This window comes from Acinetobacter sp. AG3 (assembly GCF_022343575.1).
GTDB classification, from domain to species: Bacteria; Pseudomonadota; Gammaproteobacteria; order Pseudomonadales; family Moraxellaceae; genus Acinetobacter; species Acinetobacter guillouiae.
Genome location: NZ_JAKQZD010000001.1, coordinates 3,087,170 through 3,107,835 on the forward strand (window position 1 = coordinate 3,087,170; position 20,666 = coordinate 3,107,835).

Annotated in this window: 22 protein-coding genes; 13 read left to right on the plus strand and 9 right to left on the minus strand. The window is 35.4% G+C overall.

Annotation, left to right across the window (positions count from 1 at the left end; all coding sequences use genetic code 11):
• The first annotated feature begins 338 nt into the window (after positions 1-338).
• Complete coding sequence (gene ahpC / locus L3V46_RS14255; protein WP_004721823.1) at positions 339-902, plus strand: alkyl hydroperoxide reductase subunit C; 564 nt, start codon at positions 339-341, stop codon at positions 900-902.
• 100 nt (positions 903-1,002) lie between these two features.
• On the opposite strand, the gene L3V46_RS14260 is transcribed toward ahpC, so the two are convergent.
• Both L3V46_RS14260 and L3V46_RS14265 read right to left on the minus strand, forming a co-directional pair.
• Positions 1,003-1,359, minus strand: coding sequence for a VOC family protein (locus L3V46_RS14260; RefSeq protein WP_234622836.1), 357 nt, complete (start codon positions 1,357-1,359; stop codon positions 1,003-1,005).
• Positions 1,360-1,459: 100 nt separating this feature from the next.
• Positions 1,460-1,963 carry an endonuclease V gene (locus L3V46_RS14265; protein WP_239046056.1) on the minus strand — a complete coding sequence of 168 codons (504 nt, stop codon included), beginning with the start codon at positions 1,961-1,963 and terminating at the stop codon, positions 1,460-1,462.
• 240 nt (positions 1,964-2,203) lie between these two features.
• Between L3V46_RS14265 and L3V46_RS14270 the strand changes: the two genes are divergently transcribed.
• Positions 2,204-2,410, plus strand: coding sequence for a KTSC domain-containing protein (locus tag L3V46_RS14270; protein WP_004721830.1), 207 nt, complete (start codon positions 2,204-2,206; stop codon positions 2,408-2,410).
• Positions 2,411-2,473: 63 nt separating this feature from the next.
• On the opposite strand, the gene L3V46_RS14275 is transcribed toward L3V46_RS14270, so the two are convergent.
• From L3V46_RS14275 to L3V46_RS14290, 4 genes are all read right to left on the minus strand, one after another.
• Positions 2,474-3,067: a class I SAM-dependent methyltransferase gene (locus L3V46_RS14275; RefSeq protein ID WP_034612124.1), complete on the minus strand. Its 594-nt coding sequence runs from the start codon at positions 3,065-3,067 to the stop codon at positions 2,474-2,476.
• A 141-nt stretch (positions 3,068-3,208) separates the two neighbouring features.
• Positions 3,209-3,424 carry a DUF1653 domain-containing protein gene (locus tag L3V46_RS14280; RefSeq protein ID WP_004820203.1) on the minus strand — a complete coding sequence of 72 codons (216 nt, stop codon included), beginning with the start codon at positions 3,422-3,424 and terminating at the stop codon, positions 3,209-3,211.
• A gap of 98 nt (positions 3,425-3,522) precedes the next feature.
• The gene (locus L3V46_RS14285) at positions 3,523-3,879 is read right to left on the minus strand and encodes a hypothetical protein (protein ID WP_004721834.1); all 357 of its coding nucleotides are present in this window, start codon (positions 3,877-3,879) and stop codon (positions 3,523-3,525) included.
• A gap of 365 nt (positions 3,880-4,244) precedes the next feature.
• Positions 4,245-4,655: a hypothetical protein gene (locus tag L3V46_RS14290; protein ID WP_004721835.1), complete on the minus strand. Its 411-nt coding sequence runs from the start codon at positions 4,653-4,655 to the stop codon at positions 4,245-4,247.
• Between the two features lie 552 nt (positions 4,656-5,207).
• On the opposite strand from L3V46_RS14290, the gene L3V46_RS14295 reads away from it, so the two are divergent.
• The 3 genes from L3V46_RS14295 (at position 5,208) to L3V46_RS14305 (ending at position 7,529) form a co-directional block, all read left to right on the plus strand.
• Entirely contained in the window at positions 5,208-5,552 is a 345-nt protein-coding gene (locus L3V46_RS14295) for a hypothetical protein (protein ID WP_004820201.1), read from the plus strand.
• Between the two features lie 101 nt (positions 5,553-5,653).
• Positions 5,654-6,355: a VIT family protein gene (locus tag L3V46_RS14300; RefSeq protein WP_239046057.1), complete on the plus strand. Its 702-nt coding sequence runs from the start codon at positions 5,654-5,656 to the stop codon at positions 6,353-6,355.
• A gap of 130 nt (positions 6,356-6,485) precedes the next feature.
• Positions 6,486-7,529: a nitronate monooxygenase gene (locus L3V46_RS14305; RefSeq protein WP_096733639.1), complete on the plus strand. Its 1,044-nt coding sequence runs from the start codon at positions 6,486-6,488 to the stop codon at positions 7,527-7,529.
• Between the two features lie 55 nt (positions 7,530-7,584).
• On the opposite strand, the gene L3V46_RS14310 is transcribed toward L3V46_RS14305, so the two are convergent.
• A complete protein-coding gene (locus L3V46_RS14310; RefSeq protein ID WP_234622832.1) occupies positions 7,585-8,091 on the minus strand; it encodes a DinB family protein in 507 nt (168 codons plus the stop codon).
• 533 nt (positions 8,092-8,624) lie between these two features.
• Here L3V46_RS14310 and L3V46_RS14315 point away from each other — a divergent pair.
• Entirely contained in the window at positions 8,625-9,218 is a 594-nt protein-coding gene (locus L3V46_RS14315; RefSeq protein ID WP_239046058.1) for a DUF4291 domain-containing protein, read from the plus strand.
• A 43-nt stretch (positions 9,219-9,261) separates the two neighbouring features.
• Here the strand turns inward: L3V46_RS14315 and dusB are convergent, their stop codons facing one another.
• On the minus strand, positions 9,262-10,278 hold the full coding sequence (gene dusB, locus L3V46_RS14320; RefSeq protein WP_035371138.1) for a tRNA dihydrouridine synthase DusB: 1,017 nt from the start codon (positions 10,276-10,278) through the stop codon (positions 9,262-9,264).
• A 303-nt stretch (positions 10,279-10,581) separates the two neighbouring features.
• Here dusB and L3V46_RS14325 point away from each other — a divergent pair, with 303 nt between their 5' ends.
• The gene (locus L3V46_RS14325; protein ID WP_234622829.1) at positions 10,582-10,920 is read left to right on the plus strand and encodes a hypothetical protein; all 339 of its coding nucleotides are present in this window, start codon (positions 10,582-10,584) and stop codon (positions 10,918-10,920) included.
• A gap of 433 nt (positions 10,921-11,353) precedes the next feature.
• On the plus strand, positions 11,354-11,896 hold the full coding sequence (locus L3V46_RS14330) for a hypothetical protein (protein ID WP_239046059.1): 543 nt from the start codon (positions 11,354-11,356) through the stop codon (positions 11,894-11,896).
• Between the two features lie 39 nt (positions 11,897-11,935).
• On the opposite strand, the gene L3V46_RS14335 is transcribed toward L3V46_RS14330, so the two are convergent.
• A protein-coding gene (locus L3V46_RS14335) for an IS3 family transposase (protein ID WP_223235881.1) occupies positions 11,936-13,068 on the minus strand; the annotation gives its coding sequence in 2 pieces (ribosomal slippage) (positions 11,936-12,816 and positions 12,816-13,068; 1,134 coding nt in all).
• Between the two features lie 18 nt (positions 13,069-13,086).
• On the opposite strand from L3V46_RS14335, the gene L3V46_RS14340 reads away from it, so the two are divergent.
• The 5 genes from L3V46_RS14340 (at position 13,087) to L3V46_RS14360 (ending at position 20,664) form a co-directional block, all read left to right on the plus strand.
• Complete coding sequence (locus L3V46_RS14340) at positions 13,087-16,752, plus strand: RHS repeat-associated core domain-containing protein (RefSeq protein ID WP_239046060.1); 3,666 nt, start codon at positions 13,087-13,089, stop codon at positions 16,750-16,752.
• A 662-nt stretch (positions 16,753-17,414) separates the two neighbouring features.
• On the plus strand, positions 17,415-18,623 hold the full coding sequence (locus L3V46_RS14345) for a DUF1615 domain-containing protein (RefSeq protein ID WP_096733637.1): 1,209 nt from the start codon (positions 17,415-17,417) through the stop codon (positions 18,621-18,623).
• Positions 18,590-19,237 (plus strand): HAD-IB family hydrolase, encoded by a 648-nt coding sequence (locus tag L3V46_RS14350; protein WP_239046061.1) that lies wholly within the window; start codon positions 18,590-18,592, stop codon positions 19,235-19,237. Before L3V46_RS14345 ends, L3V46_RS14350 begins: the two co-directional genes overlap by 34 nt.
• Positions 19,238-19,541: 304 nt before the next feature.
• Positions 19,542-20,063 (plus strand): hypothetical protein, encoded by a 522-nt coding sequence (locus tag L3V46_RS14355; RefSeq protein ID WP_239046062.1) that lies wholly within the window; start codon positions 19,542-19,544, stop codon positions 20,061-20,063.
• Positions 20,014-20,664: a carboxypeptidase-like regulatory domain-containing protein gene (locus L3V46_RS14360; protein WP_239046063.1), complete on the plus strand. Its 651-nt coding sequence runs from the start codon at positions 20,014-20,016 to the stop codon at positions 20,662-20,664. Before L3V46_RS14355 ends, L3V46_RS14360 begins: the two co-directional genes overlap by 50 nt.
• Positions 20,665-20,666 lie beyond the last annotated feature (2 nt).

Sequence of the window (20,666 nt, forward strand, 5' to 3'; positions counted from 1 at the left end):
TGAAATGTGATGGAGTTAAAATTCAATTTATCTTATATGAACAAATTCTATACATTGAAATAAATTTTATATCTTTTTTAGAAATCGCCCTTGAAATATAGCCCCAGAAGCATCATGTTTGTAACAGATTAAAAAAGGATGCTTTGTCATTCAAACATCATCTTTATTTGCTTTAGTTGATGAAATACTGACAAAACAACGGTTTTTGGTGAAATGTATCTGGAGCACGCTAATTTAATTTTCCGATCTTAGCGATAAAAAAATACTATTTCCCCAATAATCTAAAATTCATTATTCTAGTTAAATATTAGATAAACACCTCAATCATGGAGATAATGATGAGCTTAATTAATACTGAAGTTAAACCTTTTAAAGCACAAGCTTTCCAAAACGGCCAATTCATCGAAGTTACAGAAGCCGATCTTAAAGGTAAATGGTCTGTAGTTTTCTTCTATCCAGCTGACTTCACTTTTGTTTGCCCAACAGAACTTGGTGACCTTGCTGACAACTATGCTGAATTCAAAAAATTAGGCGTTGAAATCTACTCTGTTTCTACAGATACACACTTCACGCACAAAGCTTGGCACGATTCTTCTGAAGAAATCAAAAAAATTGAATATGTAATGGTTGGCGACCCAACTTGGGTTCTTGCTAAAAACTTCGAAGTTTTAATTGAATCTGCTGGTCTTGCTGATCGTGGTACTTTCGTTATCGATCCTGAAGGTAAAATCCAAATCATCGAAATCAATGCTGGTGGTATTGGTCGTGATGCTTCTGAACTTCTTCGTAAAGTTAAAGCAGCTCAATATGTTCACGGTCATCCTGGCGAAGTTTGCCCAGCTAAATGGAAAGAAGGCGATGCAACTCTTGCTCCTTCAATCGACTTAGTTGGTAAAATCTAATTCTTGAATTAGATTAAACACATAAAAAAACCACGCTTTTTAGCGTGGTTTTTTTGCATTAGATTTTATGTATAGGTTTTTTGTGTTTGTAGATTTTTATTTAATGCGACCAAATTGCAATTTCATATCCATCTAAATCTTTAAAATGAAAACGACGTCCACCTGGAAAACTAAAAATCTCTTGTACGATGGTTGCACCCGCCTCTTTCACACACATTAAGCTTTGTTCTAATTGGGCACTATACAAAACAATTAATGCGCCACCAGAACTTTGCACATCATCAGATTGAGCAAAGCCCCCTTTTATCTCCCCTGAATCAAACTCACAATATTCAGGACCAAAGTCGGTGAAAGTCCAGCCTAAGTTTTGATAAAACCTTTTACTTTGTTCGACATCTTTCACCATAAATTCAATATAGTTAATGGAAATTTTTTGACGAGCCGCTGACTGATCCATCGATGTTTCTCCTTAAATTTATAAAATATTGTTCTATAGAAAACAAAAAATGAGTCAATTGATAATACAGTTAAACCACTGAATATAGGATAGCAAAAAATTATTTTTGCGTTGTTCTACTCAAACGATCAACTTGCTTGAGTAACTCAGGAATACGATATTCCCCGTACATGGACTGTACATTATGTTTTGCTTGCACTAATTCTATGCCGATGGCAGAGACATATAATGGCTTAACACTTTGTCCACGTAAAATTTCATATTCCTTTGGTGTTCCTCTAAATTCATTTTTGGCCACCCCAATCACAGGGATTTTATCAACTAAGGCAGCATATAAGTGCTGTCCTAAACCTGCTGTTTGTTCAGCGCCTAAATAGACATAGCCATCAATCACAATCATATCGATGGGTTCTTTCACCAAATCCAATAACGTTAAAATACACGGCAATTCACGTTTATAAAATTGACCTGATTCATAGTCAGCAATTGGTTTGATGGTGATATGGTAATGATTCAATACAACTGAACTCGCCCAAGATTCAAATACTACACCAGCAACTTGTGCAGAGTTATCTGTATAGGCAACGTCTATTGCAAGAATCATGATCTACCTCTTAATGACTAATTAATGACTAAAATAAAATACTAATTTTCTCATTTACTGATGATTTTTTAAGTGTTTATCTTGCCCAGAATCTGTAATGTCAAAATACGAATATCTTTAGCACAATATAAACAGCTTTATTTACAAAACCACTATACATTTCTTTAAGTGAATAGACTAATTTCAAAAGATACAGAATACATTTTTCTGTAAAACAATCAAAAGTTTAAGGGGTTGCTTATGGGATCAATGATTACCGTGACTTCTTGGAAGTACAATGCTTCTTCACGGTATTTAAAAATTTTTTATAACAATGGTTCTGGTGAACTTTACCATCCTGTCCCAGAATTTATATACAATAATTTACTACGATGTAGTGATAAAACAGCATTCGTGCATAAATATCTAGAATACGATTTACATTTTAAGCGACTTTCAATTTTATAGTTTTTTTAGAACTGTGCTTTTAGAGCAAAGTCAGGGAGATTTCTCCCTGATGTAAAAACTCGATTAGTTTTTAAATGTCACCACAAACAGACCAGACCCAATCGACAAAGTTGTGGTCATAAACCTTTCATCTCGTTTAACTTCCATGATAAAGCTCTTTACTTCAGCAGCATGTGATATCACATTATCTACAATCAATACCCCACCATGCTCTACAAGCATCTTCTGTAAATATATCCAGTAATTTAAATAAGCATTGCGCTCAGCGTCCAGTAGAATAAAGTCATATTGTTCCTGACACTGTTCCAAGTATTTTTGTGCATCCCCTACCCAAAAATCAATCACGTCATCAACCTGTAACTCTTGAGCATGCAGTTGCGCTTGCTGAGTTCTTTTTTCATCGATCTCTAGCGTTGTCACCTTGGCACCTGTGACTTTGGCTGCATCTGCAAGCCACAATGTAGAGTAACCTGTTGATGTCCCGATCTCTAAAATTTTCTTAGACTGCTGAATTCTCACTTGCATGGCTAAAAACAATGCTGATTCAGGTTCAATATTTCGATAGCGTTTAATACGATCACACTGTGTAGCATCAAACTTAATAAAGGATTGATATAGTTCATTCAATCGTTGCAAAAATGGGTTACTTAAACTCATGTTTAGATCTTCCTTTTCACTATCATTGTTATTATTTCAATCATTTACGTCATTGCTATGACAATACATAGCTTTTGACAAGTTACATCGTTACGGTTTATTACGCGACTTTATCATTCAATAAAATCTAGCAAGTACAACTCAAACCTCATGTAAAAATTCAAATCTTGCTTGGACTTGGCCATTTTCTAATGTGACTTGCTCACAAAACATTTCATAAGGTCGAACCCAGATTGAATAATCATCATATAAACATTGGTAAACCACAACTTTTTCACGGGTTTCACTGTGTGTTGCGACATGAAAGACTTGGTATAAATTACCTTTATAATGTTTATAGATTCCAGCTTTTAACATCTACACTCAACACTCTAAATACGATATCTATGTTATACAGGATAGCCAAAGAAAAAACTCGTCCGTAGACGAGTTTTTTATGCTTTTCAATTTTTAAATTAAGAAAAGTCTAAGCCTTTTTCAAATGCTTTTAACTCGTGGCGAGCCATTGCTAAGTTTGATTTAGAACGATCTAAAACAAGATAAAGGAATAAGTTTTCATTTGAATCAAGTGGGCGAATCAAATGATACTGTTTACCTAATGTAATTAAAATATCTTCAATTACATCATCTAATTTCAGTGCTTTTGCTACTTTACGCTTAGCACGAACAACTTCAGTATTACCTGCAGCTGCTAATTCTAAGTCTAAACCTGCACCTGCAGTCGCTAAAGATAAACCACTTTCGCTATCTACTAATGCAGCACAAACGAAACCATCGATATCAGTTAATTGATCTAGTGTAATACGAGCCATGAGCATCCCCGTTTCTTTCGACATTGTTGTTCGCTTTAGTAATTCAATTTTTATTTTGCTTTACTAAAACACTTTACTATTTAGCTAAAAATATTCATTTCTAACTAACATGGATAAATTAGTATTCTTTTTTTGAATACCCATTTAATTTTATTTGATAATCAATTTTAATTAATTATTTCCCACACTCATTTTAATAGCATAAAAAATATTAACTATTCAATAGAAATTTAAAAAATAAATGACTAATTTGACTATTTAAAACTTTTGAAAAAACCCAACAAATACCAGATAGAAAAAACCCAGTACAAATCTCATTTTTCAAAAAAAATGCAACTAAAGTTACATTTTTCACAATGGCTTATCTATATATTTCTCATCAGTAATTCTGAGGTGGATTTAAGCTCATAGAGCATCTGTCCCAATAAAATATCTTTGTTGGTCATCGCCACTAAAACCAGTGGATGCTTTGGATGAGGAATGGCTGTCAAAAGTGCTTTTCCGTTCTCAGCATCTAAGGTAATTGTTTGACATCCAACAAGATTGATTTCTGAAACAAATGCGGTCACTAGGGCTAAAATCGAACTACTCACTGCGGCAATCTTTCCAGAATTGCTAATATTTTTCTTGTTGACTAAAGCAATTTCAAACCCATCAGAAGTACACAACATGATGAACTCTACACCACTGACAGAGTTCAAAAGCTGCCTGATTTGTTTTTCAGCATATGCTACAAAATCATCAGGTACTTTTCGAGATGTGTTTAGGTCAAGCATATTCAGGAAAACCCCATAAATTAATTTGTAAATTCAGCATTTTCAAAAGCCGAAAACACAGGTTTTTCAGACTTTTTCCAGCAACAGAATTATTTGATATACTTCACATTTTACACTCAATTCTATCTGTTTTTATTGGCTTGTAAACATGTTTTTTCACTTTTAATTTAATTTTTTGAGCACTAATATTGCGCCACAAAGCTTCAAATTGTCAGATTTTTTTCAACAAGGTCACTTTCAAATAACTAATATCATAAATTGAGTGGATCTTACACCTTATCTTGATTTAATTTTAACGATACAGCATTAAAACAAGCTTAAATTTTACCATTGTTTATTTTATTGATATTGGCAGTTAAACTATAAAAGCAGTGTATTGATATTATATTAAGCTTTTATTAAAAGCAGATTTGTGCGCTATTATTCGATATAAGATAAATTGATCTTATAAAAACTTTACATTTTATTTTTTGATTTGGTTATTTTTTGTGTTTATATTTATTTCATCCAACTGCTGGATGCCAAAAATTAATTTAAAAAAGGTACAAGACAATGAATAAACTTCTACTCTCTCTTGGTCTGATTGCAACGATTGCACTTGTTGGTTGTAATAAAGATAAAGCGCCAGAAACAGGGGCGACCACAGGTGAACATGCTGAAAATGCCGTAGAACAAGCAAAACATGATGCAGAACATGCCGCTCAAAATGCAGCTGATGCGACGGCGAAAGCTGCGGATAATGCAGCAAATGCAACTGCGACTGCTGTCGATCATGCCGCTGATGCAACTGCACATGCTGCCGATGCAACTGTTGATGCTGCTAAAGATGCCACTGCAACTGCCGCTGGTGCTGTTGAAAAAGGTGCTGCGGACGTTAAAGAAAAAGCAAGCCAATAGTTTTAATCTGAAAAAAAGCTCCTAAATATAGGAGCTTTTTTATATTTGTCATATATTTAGATTATCAATGAATCAGCTTTCAGTTACTTGGAGTTTTGTTTATGCCACATTCTCATCACCTAGAGCAGCATTTTATACAACGTACAGGCTGGTTAAGAGCAGCGGTCTTGGGTGCAAATGATGGCATCATTTCTGTGACCAGTTTAGTGATGGGAATGGCAGCGAGTGGTGCGTCTAGTCACACGCTATTGATTACCTGTATTGCGGGATTGATTTCAGGTGCAACCTCAATGGCTGCCGGTGAATATATTTCCGTCAAATCCCAATCAGATATTGAAGCGGCGGATTTAAAAATCGAAGCTCGCGAATTAGAAAAAAACCCGCACTTAGAACTTAAAGAACTGACTCACATTTATATTCAACGCGGTTTAGATCCCGAATTGGCGCATCAAGTTGCCGTTCAACTCACAGAAAAAGATGCCTTAGAAGCGCATGCACGGGATGAAATTGGGATCAATGAAGCAACTGCGGCAAGACCATTACAAGCTGCTGGTTCTTCAGCGTTATCGTTTTCAATAGGTGCCTTATTTCCAACATTGTCGATTCTGTTTAGCTCCGAAGCATATTTAGAAAAAATTGTTTTAGTAGTCGGTATCTTATCTCTGGTCATACTCGGTGCCTTATCCAGCTATTTTGCGGGTACATCAATACTCAAGGGTAGTTTCCGTGTGGCGGTATGGGGAATTATCGCAATGGCGTTCTCAAGCTGGATTGGTTCTCTGTTCCAAGTCACTCCGATGTGATCTAAGCCTCTATAAAATAAGCTACGCTCTAAAGGTGTATTTGAATTATATTTTTATAATAAATACCGAACATAATTTGCTTATTCCAATTGGCTTGGGCAAAGTAACTTAAAACTCAAGGAGCTTAAGTATGTCTTTATTAGAACAATTAGGGATAAAACATCCCATCTTACTTGCACCAATGGCAGGCGTTTCTACCCCACTATTGGCAGCAGAAGTATCAAATCAAGGGGCTTTAGGCGCTTTAGGGCTCGGTGCAAATACCCTAGATTCTGCACTTCAACAAATTCAAGAAACCCAAGCGTTAACACCACATCCTTTTCAATTAAATTTTTTCTGTCATGAATCAACAGCATTAAACACTGAATCTAATACGCTGTGGAGTCAACATTTAGCTGCTGAATTTAAAAAATTTGGCGCAAATCCACCCACAGAATTAAAATGCATCTACCCGAGCTTTAAAGACAATGATGATTTTTTAAACCTGTGTTTAGACACTCAACCCAAAGCGGTAAGTTTTCATTTTGGTATCCCGCATCAATATCAAATTCAAAAATTAAAACAGGCCGGTATCATCACTCTAGTTTCTGCAACCAATCTGGCTGAAGCGCTGGCTATTGAAGAAGCTGGGATTGATATTATTGTGGCTCAAGGTATTGAAGCAGGTGGGCATCGCGGTATTTTTAACGCTCAAATTGATGGTGCAATTAAAACCTCAGATCTAGTCACACTTATCAAAAAACATAGCTCGCTGCCTGTCGTTGCAGCAGGCGGTATTATGAATGGGCAACAAGCCAAAGCCATGTTAAATCTTGGTGCTGATGCTGTACAATTGGGAACAGCTTTTGTGCAATGTAAAACATCAAACGCCAATGTAGCATATCGCAAGGCCTTATTTGATCACCCACTCACTCAAATTACCTCAAGCATTTCAGGTCGCCCAGCACGCGGTATCATCAATCATTGGCAAGCGAGGATTGATCAGCCCGACCGCCCGCATGTAGCCGCCTACCCTTATGCTTATGATTTGGCAAAACAGCTAAATGCTTTCGCGGTGCAACATGGTGATACTGGCTTTGGTGCATTTTGGGCTGGAAGTAATGTTGGCCAGATTCGTGAATTAGAGGCTCAGGATCTGGTTAATCAATTGGTTGTGGAAATGAACCATTCTTAATACTCAACTCAGCTGTCAATAGAAGCTGAACTGTAACAGCTTCTATTTATATTGATTAGGCTTGGCTTTGTTCAACCAACATATACACCAAATCTAGTTCAGGACATGCATACCCCAATCCTGTCATTGCAGCAGTAATTTGCCCACGATGATGTGTGCCATGATTAAATACATGCATAAGTGTCGCAGCATAAGGCAAAGTCAGTTGTTGTCCAGAAACGCGTTTATAGGTTAAATCTGCATTTAAGGTTTTTTCATCTAACTGCTCTAGAAACTCAATCCAATTTTTCGACTTCTCTTGTAATTCATCCAGTAATGCTGTCTTTTTAGTTTGGATCATTGTATTTAATGCAATTGCAGGTGATATCCCCTGCTTAAAGCGTGAATACCAAAGATAATGTTCACCCAACAATAGATGATTCAAGGTGCCAACAATGCTTTTAAAGTAAAGACCAACATCTTTGTTAAAATCATCATCGGATACAGCTTTTAAACTTTCACAAAGACGCTGGGTTGCCCAGATATTGTATTGTGCCAGTATTCTGAAAGAGTCTTTATTCATGACTTAAATAAACCATCATTGTGGGTATATGAAATATAGGGTCTGTTGACAATTCGTCTACGTTTGCGACTACGTGTGTTTTTTAGGCGGTACTAGGCGCGAAATACGAAATTTAGTCATTCTAAATAAGTAGTTCGTAACGACGTAGCGGCAAAAAACACACTAGTCCCCCGCTGCGCCTTGCGCTGCAAACAAAGCAGTGCTTTGTTCTTGCTCAGGGTTGTGGCTAAAATTATCTCAGCCTTCGTTATGAAACTCGAAAATAGTCTCGCTATTCTCTTCGTTTCATGCTTTACGACGTATACGTCTCATGCTCAATTTTAACCTACAACGCAAGCCATTTATGAAATGTCAACAGACCCTGATCAGCTTGATAAAAATGCCATTTTGACTAGAATAGCGACAAAATCAATAAAGCTAGCTTGATGCTCATGTTAAATCAAATTTTTTGCCAATCGGTGAATCATTTTCCACTTATTTGATTAAGTTTTAAATTTTTTAACAACTTATTCAAAATACAAGTGAGATTTATCATGTCTGCATATCATCAAATACGTGCGCTATATGACCGTGACACGATTACAGTTTATCAAGCCTATAACCAACAAATTGCACAATTGGCGGTACAACAACAAAAGTTTGTTTCGCCCTTTTCCTTTCACAGAATGACATGGATAAAACCTTCATTTTTATGGCTAATGGAAAGAAGTCATTGGGCAACAAAATCCAACCAAAATCATATTTTGGCAATCCGTATCAAACGTGATTTTTGGGAATATTTACTCCAGCAAAGTATCCATACCGACCCGACACTCTCTGCGCAGAAAAATGGCGAACACTGGTTTGAATCTTTTGAAAATGCCAAGGTTCATATTCAGTGGGATCCTGAACGGAATTTAAAGGGAACTAAGCTTGAACAGCGTAGTATTCAAATTGGGATTAGTCGTTTTTTAATTCAAGCGTTTAACAACACCGCGATTCACTCAATCCAAGATATCACCCCTCTTGTAAATAAGATCGCGCAATTTCGACGTCTAGGACAGTATAAACACGCTGAAAAGCTCTTGCCTAAACAACGTATTTATCCTTTAAACGATGCATTAAAAAAACATTTAGTGATTGGCTGATTCAGTATGGGAGTTCGCTTCCATACTAATTACACCTTTTTGATTACACATCCAATAAATTTAGCGATTCAACCTGTACATCACTCATCGTATTGCCTTGTTCAAGCAAGTGATTAAAGTAAGCCTCAACAACTTTTGCTTGTTCTATCGTGCTTTCCACTTTGTACATATTTTGACGGAATTCATTACTAGAATGTAAGCCTTTGGTGTACCAAGCAATATGCTTACGTGCAATTCGGCAACCCGAGTATTCACCATAGAACTGATAAAGTTCAGACAAATGGCCCAGTAATACGTGTTTTACTTCTTGAATATCTGGTGCTGCTAAATATTCACCAGTTTTTAAATAATGGGCAATTTCACGAAAAATCCATGGACGCCCTTGGGCCGCGCGCCCAATCATAACCGCGTCAGCACCAGTATAGTCCAATACATATTTAGCTTTCTCTGGACTGTCGATATCACCATTGGCAATCACAGGAATAGAGAGCATTTGTTTGACTTCTTTAATCAAACTATAACGTGCCGTATTTAAATACATATCCTCACGGGTCCGACCATGTAAAGCTAAGGCTGCAATTCCAGCTTCTTCTGCTCGTTTCGCCACACGGATAATATTCTCATGGCCATTTAAAAAACCTAACCGCGTTTTTAACGTCACAGGCACATCAACCGCTTTTACCACTGCATCTAAAATTCGGGCAACCAAATCTTCATCTTTCAGCAATGCCGAACCTGCCAGTTTATTACAAACTTTTTTTGCTGGGCATCCCATATTGATATCGACGATTTGCGCCCCATTTGCAACTTGATAACGTGCTGCCTCAGCCAACTGATCTGGTTCAGATCCTGCAATTTGCGCTGAAATCGGTGCTAATTCACCATCAAAATTTGCCCGATATAAACTCTTTTTGGTCATACGTAAGGTCTGATCAGAGGTCATCATTTCACTTACCGCATGCCCAGCACCAAAGTATTTGCACAGTGTCCTAAACGGACGGTCTGTGACTCCAGCCATAGGTGCGACCCAAAGTTTCTTATCTATTGATTTATCAAACAATTCTGTAATAACGTTGTTTTGACTCAATTTCTGTGACCTCTTTAAACTTCTTTGAATCGCCTGTTATTGACTTCTAATGCTCATTTGTTGCACTTTATTTGCACCGCAAAATATTTATGATGCAATTTGCATGGGTACAGCCACTAGATAGTCAATAAAGATGGTACTTTGTGTTATGGTGCCTAAATATGCTTACAACGTAAAAACTATCCACCTATACAGTTTTAAAAAACTTTCAGCAAAAAATCATTAGCTGATGAGTGGATTAAAAGAACTGAAGCTGAAATCGAATTAAACCCAGAAATGACGCTCAATCCAAAAGCAGAATTGGAGCATCGTACTTTGGTCGAGTTTATTCATAAGTATTTAGAAGAAGCGGATAGTTTTACACGTGCTAAGACTGGTGCACTCACTCACATCGCTAGTTTAGAGATTTCTGAGAAAAATATCTATTCATTAACTCGTCAAGATTTTTCAGAACATGTTATTTCACTTCGTAAGGGTGAACCATTGAAAGGTGTAGAAGGTGTTGCTCCAACTACTACTTTAAAAGATATGAGTTATATTAAAGTGGTACTTGTTCATGCTGAGTATGTTTGGCTGGTTACACCTTGCACCATCCAAAATCATACACGTACATAATAATTAAAATTTATGAAGGACATATCACACTCACTCATCAGAACAATCCTAATTTTTTTCGACCAAATTCCTTCAGTGATAAGCTGCCCATTTTTACCAAACTGCCCCCTAATCATATTATTATTTTTAGTAATTCATAAATTTTATTGAACTTTGTAAAATTTGCTTCAAATCACCATAGAGCTAGATGATCCCCCAATAAAGATATTTCCGAGAATGATAGGAATTCGATTATAGGAAGACCATTTTTTGAATGATAAATTTTAGATACAAACTTAATTATTCTAAATTGAATTTATAAACAATAATTTAATATGAATTTGCACATAAATTCGTATAAAAACTAGACTACATAAAAGCAAATGATTATCATTACCAATAAGATGTTTCAACATCACAACTTACTCAATTATTAAATATAAGGTAATAAAACTTGAACTTTTCAAAACATGTAAAAATTATATCTACTTTAATGGTTTGTAATCTAGTAGCTTCAAATATATATGCTAATTACACAATGCCACCTTTAGTATTTTATGGGAATACAACAAGTCCCCCAAATTTAGATATTTCTCAAATAAATAGTATGTCACAACTATTACAGCAAAATAGCTATAGGGATTATGGATTTGCAAATATGCCTAATGCCTCCCCATCTATCATATCTTCAGCAACTAATTGCACCACGCCTAATCCAATTGAGATAGCAAATGGGGAAAAAATGCATGAAGAACTGATATTTACGACTGCATGGGAAATGCCATTATCATATTCAAATTTTTATCATTCTCAAAACAAAGATATAAAATTCAACATCCTTCATTCGAATATTTCGTACACATTAGACTCAGGCTGGAAAAATAATTATACAACTATGATGTATCCAACAGGCCTTAGCTCAGATAATAGAAAAGTAAGATTGACCCGTGTACTTCCCAATGGGCAGTTGTCTTTAGAGGTGGTCCCACATGTTTGAACAACTAAAAGCTTATTTATAAGTGATACTCTGCTCTAGTTAAGCTACCTTATTTTGTTGTGGTAGCTGGTCATAGTAAAACTCATCTGGAGTCATTTTGTCCAGACTCGAATGAGGTCGTTTCAAATTATAAAATTCAAAATATGCGTTTAATTGCTTCTTCGCATCCAAAACATTGCTGTAGGCTTTGAGATACACCTCTTCATATTTAACGCTCCGCCATAATCGTTCAACCATCACATTATCAACCCATCGACCTTTACCATCCATACTGATTTGAATGCCATTTGATTTCAATACATCAATAAATGCATCACTGGTAAACTGACTGCCTTGGTCTGTATTAAATATTTCAGGTCGACCATATTTTTCAATAGCTTCATTTAATGTTTCTATGCAAAATGTAACCTCCATACTAATCGATACTCTATGCGCAAGTACCTTGCGGCTATGCCAATCAATCACAGCACATAAATAAACAAAGCCTTTTGCCATAGGGATATACGTTATATCCGTAGACCACACTTGATTACTGCGCTGAATAGCCAATCCTTTGAGCAGATATGGATATTTGCGGTGAGCTTGATTAGCCTGGCTTAAATTTGGTTTGCAATATAACGCATTAATGCCCATTTTCTTCATTAAAGTACGTGTATGACGTCGTCCTATATGATGTCCTTGACGATTCAACAAATCACGCATCATACGGCTACCTGCAAAAGGGTATTGCATATGTAACTCATCCATACACCGCATCAGCTTCAGATCTGATGCACTCACAGGTTTTGGGCGATAGTAATAACAACCACGGGAGACTTTCAGCAGCTGAGCTTGCTTAGATACTGAAATCTGAAGTGAGTCATCGATTAACTTTTGTGGTTGAAGCGGCCCAGTTTCTTCAACACACCTTCTAAAAAATCAATTTCTAATGCCTGCTCACCGATTTTTGCATGTAGTTTTTTTAGATCGATGGGTGGTTCTGTTGGAGCTTTTGATTGATCGAAAGCTTGCGAGGAAGCTGAAATCAGTTGATTTTTCCAGTCGATAATTTGGTTTTGATGAACATCAAATTCAGCACTCAATTCAGCAAGTGTTTTTTCTGCTTTAATCGCAGCAAGTGCTACCTTAGCTTTAAAATCATTTGAATGATTTCTTCTTGGTCTACGTGCCATAAAATACTCCATATATTGATGTTTATAACATCATTTGGGGAGCAAAATATCACTTATAAGTGTTGTTCAAATTTCCTGATCCACCTCTCTTTTGCAGAATATAGAGACCCAGGAAAACTATCTCAAGCCTTTACTAACTTAGATGGTAGTGTTGAGACATATGAAGTTTTTAGTGGTGGATTATCAACGTTAGATATTGGAAGATTAAAAAGTCGAAAAAATATGCATGGCATAGGTTGGAATCAAGATATTACAACAAATGGCACTACAATAACCCATACAAATGGGAAAAAAATAAGAATAAATGGAATTGATTCATCTACAACCCAAATTATTGATCCAGCTAACAATATTTATACATATAAATATAATGATAAAAGAAATTTAGTTAAAATTATTTATCCAAATAATCTTGGAAGTAAAACTTTTCATTATGGAGAAAATGGTGCGGGCGAGAATAAATTAACAGGTATATCTATTGATGATAAAAGGTATACTAATTACCTTTATTCAGGAGATAAGGCTACACAGAGTGGACGAAGCAATGGAACTCAAACTTATAGTTTAAATTATGGAGATAATTACACTATAGTAACGAATCCTTTAGGAGCAATATCTAAATATATTTATACGGATAACAGCAAAAGTAAATTATCGCGAATTGAAAGAAGTGGTGTAAATAATTGTCCCGACAGCAGTTCCACTATTACTTATGATAATAATGGGTATATCAAATCAAAAGTTGACTGGAATAATATACAAACTATTTATACTCATGATTCGGATGGTAGGTTACTGGAAGAAAAAAAAGGTGATAAAACTATAAAATACTACTGGTTAAATTCACCAAGTTTGCTTAGTAAAATTGAAATTCTAGATTACAATAATATAATTCATGAAATAAATTATAATTATTACCAACAGAATGAACCTGCAAAAAACCGAATAAAAAATATTACTTCATGTAGTAAATTAGGAACTTCAACTTGTAGTGTTACAGGCTATGGTTATAACTTACATAACAATGGTATGCTCAAAAATGTTTCTATCATAAAAAATTCAAATTCAATGTCCTACACCTATGATGAAATAGGAAATTTGATTGAACAGGTTAATTCTGCAGGGCATACAATAAAATATAGTGAGTATGATGATTTAGGAAATGTCGGAAAAATCATTGATCCAAATGGAGCTATTATTGAGTATCAATATGATGCTAGATCTCGTATTGTAAGTAAAAAAAATACAATATCAGAAAATAACTATAGAATTGAAAATTATAAATATGGCCCTTTTGGTATAACCCAAATTGAAAAAGATGGTATGAGAGAAACCATAAATTATGACGATTTTGGAAACATATCAAATATTACACATGGCGTAGGAGATCAAGTTATTAGTGGGCAATTTTATACATATTCCAACTTAGGTAAATTATTAACTGTAGAGTATAAAGAAGGTAATAACAGTCGCTTTAGTCAAAGCGTCTCTCATAATCAATTAGGATGGACAACAGCTAGTAAAGGAAATAACAGCCAAAACATTCGTTACGAATATGATGCTAATGGCAATATAGTTAAAAAAACTGATTCTTCAAATAAAGTTACTAGATATATTTATGACAAAAATAATAATGTAATTCAAGAAAACCGACCAGATGGCTCAATGATTTTCTCAATCTATGACCAATCAGGGAATATATTATATGTTCATGATGGAAATGGAAACATAACTACATATAGTTATGATGGATTTGGGAACTTATTAAGTGTTAAAAGCCCTGATACTGGTAACAGTTTTTACGAGTATGACTTGAATGGAAATATTATAAAATTAACTAGATCAAATGGGATTACAACATCATATACATACGATTCATTAAATCGTCGAACAAAAGCAATTACTGGAACATCAGTTCAGACATGGATTTATGACCAATGTACTAATGGAACAGGACGACTGTGTGGAACATCAGATGGGGTGACAGCAAAAGGTTATGAATATACTAAAGATGGAAAAATAAGTGTACAAGCAACTTCTATTAATGGTGTAAGTTATCCAATGTATTGGACATATGATAGTTATGGACGCTTAGAAAGTGAAAGTCGTCAAAATGAAGCATATAAAATTATTTATAGTTATGATGCTTTGAGTCGCGTCAATAGTGTCAAAATCAGAATTAATGGTGTTGAACAAACAGTAGTAAGTGGTATTGAATATGAACCATATGGTGGAATTAAAAATTGGACTTATGGAAATGGTCTCACAAGAGTAGCAAACTACGATACTAATTATCGCTTAACTAGTTTAAATAATTTAAGTTATTCATATGATGTGAACAATTTAATAAGTGAAATTTACGATAGAACCAAAACTCAAGATTTAACTATATATGAGCATGATGAAGTTGGACAATTGGTCTTATCAAGTTCTTTTTCTGAAAATTTCGAATTGAGTCAAATCTGGTATTTTGACAAAAATAGTAATCGAACGAAAAGTACAATTAATAATCAGAATACTTTTTATCAAACTGATGTAGGCAATAAATTATCAAATACCACTAATGTTGAACCTAAATCATTTGCTTATGATGATTTAGGAAATATTACTCAAAAAACAGGTCATGGGGGAAATTTGAATTTCACTTATGACGGTTTTAATCGTCTACACACTGTAAATGATAACTCAACAATAACTACATACGATTATGATGCATTTAATCTTCGTAGTCGTAAAAGTAGTAATGCAGGTAGTGTGAATTATGTTCATTCTCCTGATGGTCGTTTATTAGCTGAAACAGACCTAGCTATAACTCAAAATGGTTCCTTAAACACAGTATATATATGGCTAGGTGGACAAGTTATAGGTATGGTTCGCGGTAATCAGCTTAACTATGTTCATAATGATCACTTAGGCAGACCTCATAAACTTACTAATTCCAACAAAGATATAGTATGGGAATCACGCCATACTAGTTACGACACTTATGTTATTCAAAGCAATATTGGGCAGTTTAATATTGGATTCCCAGGTCAATATTATGATGCGGAAAGTAACCTATGGTACAACTGGAATCGCTATTACGATGCAACGACTGGCCGTTATACACAAAGTGATCCTGTAGGGCTTGCAGGCGGTACAAATACCTATGCATATGTCGGTAACAATCCTATTAGCTTTGTAGATTATCAGGGTCAATGGGGAATTCCTGGCGCAATATATGGTGCAATTGCAGGTGGAATTGGTGGAGGAATCACTGGCGGATGGCAAGGAGTATTAGTTGGTGCTGCTACAGGTGCTGCAGTAGGTGCTTTAATGCCAACCTCATCTCATGCTGTAGGAGCAGCAGCAGGAGCAGCAATTGGTTCAGGAGTAGCAAGCTTGGCTGGTCAAGCTACTGGTAATATTGTACAAAATCGAGATGTTATGGCCATGGAAAATTATAATTTCTATGCTGCAGGTGGCGCTATGGTAGGTGGTGCAGCTGGCGGCCCAGTAAATCATGTATTAAGTAGATTTGGTACTAGAGTAAATATGATAGGTAAACCATTAGGTACTCGTGGATACAACCGCACCCCTGGTATGTTTGCAGGTGCTGTATTCGAAGGTACAGTTGTTGGCTCATCTGAATTCATTGGTGGTGGTTTGAAACCAAACGATATACAAGTAGGATGTGCTCCATGATATGGTTTAACGCATTTTTGTTCTTTTTAATTTTTTGTTTATATTTTATGTTTATAGTATATGTATATTCAAAAATTCTTGTGGATATAAGCCACAAAAAAGGCTTAATAAGAGATTTAATGGGAATAATTGTTTATCTACTCATGATTCCTTTCTTTGGAGCTCCACTGATTATTGGATCAGAAATTAATGGCTATAGGGAATTGATATCTAAAAATAATTATTATTTCTTTTTTAATCTAATCTGTTTTTCTCTTTCACTATTGCCTGGGATTCTTGTTTTTAACAAGTACTATTTAAAGAAAGCTAAAAGAAGAAATTTTAGGTATTAAATAATAGTGAATTTTGATTAAATTAGAGAGTGAATTTATAATTAATTTCACTCTCTATTTTTTTGTTCTTAGATACTATTTTTTAAGATCTATCGAAAAATCTTGTATTTACTGAACCATATTTGCGCCTTGCACCAAAAAAACAATCCAACTACTTAATATTTAATAAAATCAGCAAAACATCTAACCCACCGGCCATAGGTGCAACGATTAAATTATTTGACAGTTGATAAGGACCAATATACATATATATTCATACATTTTTAGACCTTCATAGTATACTGCATCTGCCATAGTGGCTCATCATTTTCTGAGTATGTTTTCTTCGACATGAAAAAATTAGTTCGACATCACGCATTTCTTAAATCTTTCAGCGTGTTAGCTCTTTCTTTAAGCCTAGTCGCTTGTGGTAAAGGTTCGTGGTTTGCCAATGAAGATGATGAACAATTAAAACAAGAGCAAATCAGAAAACTGATTCCAAATCGTGTCAATCAACGTGACTCGTGGGCAAAAGACATCTACGATATTTCCAATGAATTAAAAATCCCAACCAACAAAGAAAATATCTGTACCATCATTGCAGTGGTTGATCAGGAATCTAACTTTGTTGCCAATCCTGTTGTGCCTGGTTTGGGGGATAAAGCGGTAAAAGAAGTCACCACACGTTTAAATGAAAAGTTTGAAGATAAACTTGGAACCACAATTGGTGGCACGGTTGCTTCATATTTTGAGAATGTTTTAAAAAATCAGCCCTCACCTGATGATAACTATTTAAAACAAATGAGTCGTGTCCGCACTGAAAAAGATTTAGACGTACTTTACCGTGAAATCTTTGATTATATGGCAAAGCATTATCATGTGAGTGCGCTGACAGGTGCGGCCAAATTTGTTGGACAAGATATTGCTGAAAAAATGAATCCAATCACCACATTAGGTTCCATGCAGGTTCATATCAATTATGCCAAAGAGCATAAACGCACCAGTATGAACATCAATGAATTACGTGATGATCTATATACTCAATTTGGAGGTTTATACTATGGAATTCATCGTTTAATGATGTATCCAGCAGATTATGATAAACCAATTTATCGTTTTGCTGACTATAACTCAGGCATGTATTCGAGCCGAAATGCCGCTTTTCAAAAAATGATTGATAAGCTCACTGAAGCTGATCTGGCACTTGATGGTGATTTACTCTCGTATGATAAAAATGGCGCCCCGCGTCCAGCAATTACAGATACAGAAAAAGCCCTCACCGCTTTATTCTCAAAAAATAATATTTTAGTTACACCGAGACAACTACGTAGTGATTTAAAAGACGAGAAGCAGCAAGATTTTGAAAAAACTCAAACCTATATTGCAGTGACTAAACTTTATAAGAATAAAACAGGCAAAGATCCAATGTATGCGATAATGCCTGAAGTTGTCATTTCTGGGCCTAAATTGAGTCGTGATTATAATACTAACTGGTACGCAAGCCGCGTAAACGGACGATATGAAACATGTATGCACCGAGCAAAACGTTTAAAAATTTAGCATTATTTGATTTTGACGGAACCTTGTGTAAAAAAGACAGTTTCACAGGGTTTATTTTCTATGCTTTATCAAAAAGACATATCGTAAAGCAAGGCATTAAAATTTTACCGTGGATTCAGGCTTATTATTTAAATATCTATCCTGCCAACTCCATGCGTATCAAATTATTTAATGCAATGTTTAAACAAGCCGATGCCAATGAAATTCAAGATATTGCAAACGAATACGCTCAACGCTTAGTTCGACAACTGGATCAAAACCTTTATCAGCAGTTATTAAAACATCAAACGAATGGCGATGATGTTGTTTTGGTTTCAGCATCTGTAGATATTTACCTCAAAATCATTTGCCAAATCTTAGATATCGATTTGATTTGTACCGGTACTGAAGTCATAGATGGTAAATTTACTGGCAACTATTCCACGCCAGATTGTAGTTGCGAACAAAAACGACTTCGTATCTTAGAAAGATATGATTTAGACCAATATGACAAAATATTCGCCTATGGAAACAGTGAAGAAGATTTGGATATGCTTCATTTGGCCGACTATCAATATATGGTTGGTAAGGATCAGGTTTTACCCTATTTAGAAGATGAAAAAAAATTTGCTTAAAAGATTTAATCAATGACTTGCAAAATATATATGATCTGAATAAATTGGGTAAAATTTCTTGATAGTTATTTTATAATCAAAGCATTACCACAAAATTTAAAATAAACTTAAACTTGATTTTACTTCCTTTTACCATTGTTAATTTTTTATTTCAAACGTACTTTTAAGGTCGATCTTAAAAAAATTATTACTTCATTATAATATTGTGATATAAAACTCACTTTAGACAAATAAAGATAAATTAATCAAACTATAGGCATTGAATTAAGACTTAAAAAATAAACTAACGAAAAGGAATTTTACTTTGAAAATTAATGGATTCAATATAATTTTGACCATGCTCTCTATTTTAGCAACATCATCATTAATGGCTCGTCCAGCAAGCTGTGAAGATAATTTTGTTGTCAATCGCCAAAATGGCATGGTCGATTATCAAGCAACCGTTTTGCTCACTTCGGCAAATGAGCACGATATTTCACAGCAGATCAAACAAGCAGTTGAGCAGTCTGGTTTCCGTATAGACAGTGAGGAAACAACTCGCTCAGGGACTGAGATCACCTTCTTACCAAACAAACAGGCTAGAGACGCTTGGCTTGCAATGACAGCTGTCGTGACCAAGACAGAGAATCAATACATGGTTGGATTACGTAGCTTAGGAGATAGCAGCTTAAAACAACAAAGTACACCACAGATGCGTACAGCGATGTGCGGATTTCTCGCCAGTTTACCGAGTGTTAAATCTTCAAACATCGTTGCAACACAAACCACATCTGGACGTGGCGCCCCCCCCTGCCACAAAAAATATTGGTCGAGAAATACGCCCTAAATCTGAGTTAGATGTGCGTGTAGCACAACTGGCTCTTGAACCAGGGACAGCAACAATTATGGGTAAAGCATGCACTACAAATAGATCACATGGGCAAACTTTCCGTGATTATTTACGTAACGAAGCAGTGTTTTTGTATCCAGTGACGCCTTATCTTGAGGAAATTCTCAGTCTGTACGAAAAATCTCGTCCTGAAGATACAGTAATTATTTCTCCACTGATTACTCAGATGCGTATTGAAGGGCGCACCAATAGCGATGGTGAGTTTCGTTTTTCACAACTCAAATCAGGCAAGTATCTAATCGTTGCTGAACATGCTTCTGCTGGTGCAGGCAGTTATATGAATTATGATGGTGCCAATACTTCACAAAATGGTAATACCATTACCACGACTCATTTCTATTCAGAACGTGAATTTTTTCGGAACTGGAATGACATCCTAAAAGATCGTGTCACGATTTCAAAACCAGATCAGATTGTCAAAATCAGTTTAACCCCACCCTTTCGTGCTCAGGGGCTAATTGGTGGTTTAATTAATCGTGGAAAGCAAAAAGGCACTGGCGTTATGGGCTTGTCTTGTTCGGAGTGGCAATTTAAATGAAG

Excerpts from the sequence above, each read along its gene's own strand:
- ahpC (WP_004721823.1), top strand. The coding sequence starts at position 339 with ATGAGCTTAATTAATACTGAAGTTAAACCTTTTAAAGCACAAGCTTTC.
- L3V46_RS14260 (WP_234622836.1), bottom strand. The coding sequence starts at position 1,359 with ATGGATCAGTCAGCGGCTCGTCAAAAAATTTCCATTAACTATATTGAA.
- L3V46_RS14265 (WP_239046056.1), bottom strand. The coding sequence starts at position 1,963 with ATGATTCTTGCAATAGACGTTGCCTATACAGATAACTCTGCACAAGTT.
- L3V46_RS14270 (WP_004721830.1), top strand. The coding sequence starts at position 2,204 with ATGGGATCAATGATTACCGTGACTTCTTGGAAGTACAATGCTTCTTCA.
- L3V46_RS14275 (WP_034612124.1), bottom strand. The coding sequence starts at position 3,067 with ATGAGTTTAAGTAACCCATTTTTGCAACGATTGAATGAACTATATCAA.
- L3V46_RS14280 (WP_004820203.1), bottom strand. The coding sequence starts at position 3,424 with ATGTTAAAAGCTGGAATCTATAAACATTATAAAGGTAATTTATACCAA.
- L3V46_RS14285 (WP_004721834.1), bottom strand. The coding sequence starts at position 3,879 with ATGGCTCGTATTACACTAGATCAATTAACTGATATCGATGGTTTCGTT.
- L3V46_RS14290 (WP_004721835.1), bottom strand. The coding sequence starts at position 4,655 with ATGCTTGACCTAAACACATCTCGAAAAGTACCTGATGATTTTGTAGCA.
- L3V46_RS14295 (WP_004820201.1), top strand. The coding sequence starts at position 5,208 with ATGAATAAACTTCTACTCTCTCTTGGTCTGATTGCAACGATTGCACTT.
- L3V46_RS14300 (WP_239046057.1), top strand. The coding sequence starts at position 5,654 with ATGCCACATTCTCATCACCTAGAGCAGCATTTTATACAACGTACAGGC.
- L3V46_RS14305 (WP_096733639.1), top strand. The coding sequence starts at position 6,486 with ATGTCTTTATTAGAACAATTAGGGATAAAACATCCCATCTTACTTGCA.
- L3V46_RS14310 (WP_234622832.1), bottom strand. The coding sequence starts at position 8,091 with ATGAATAAAGACTCTTTCAGAATACTGGCACAATACAATATCTGGGCA.
- L3V46_RS14315 (WP_239046058.1), top strand. The coding sequence starts at position 8,625 with ATGTCTGCATATCATCAAATACGTGCGCTATATGACCGTGACACGATT.
- L3V46_RS14325 (WP_234622829.1), top strand. The coding sequence starts at position 10,582 with ATGACGCTCAATCCAAAAGCAGAATTGGAGCATCGTACTTTGGTCGAG.
- L3V46_RS14340 (WP_239046060.1), top strand. The coding sequence starts at position 13,087 with ATGTTTATAACATCATTTGGGGAGCAAAATATCACTTATAAGTGTTGT.
- L3V46_RS14345 (WP_096733637.1), top strand. The coding sequence starts at position 17,415 with ATGAAAAAATTAGTTCGACATCACGCATTTCTTAAATCTTTCAGCGTG.
- L3V46_RS14350 (WP_239046061.1), top strand. The coding sequence starts at position 18,590 with ATGTATGCACCGAGCAAAACGTTTAAAAATTTAGCATTATTTGATTTT.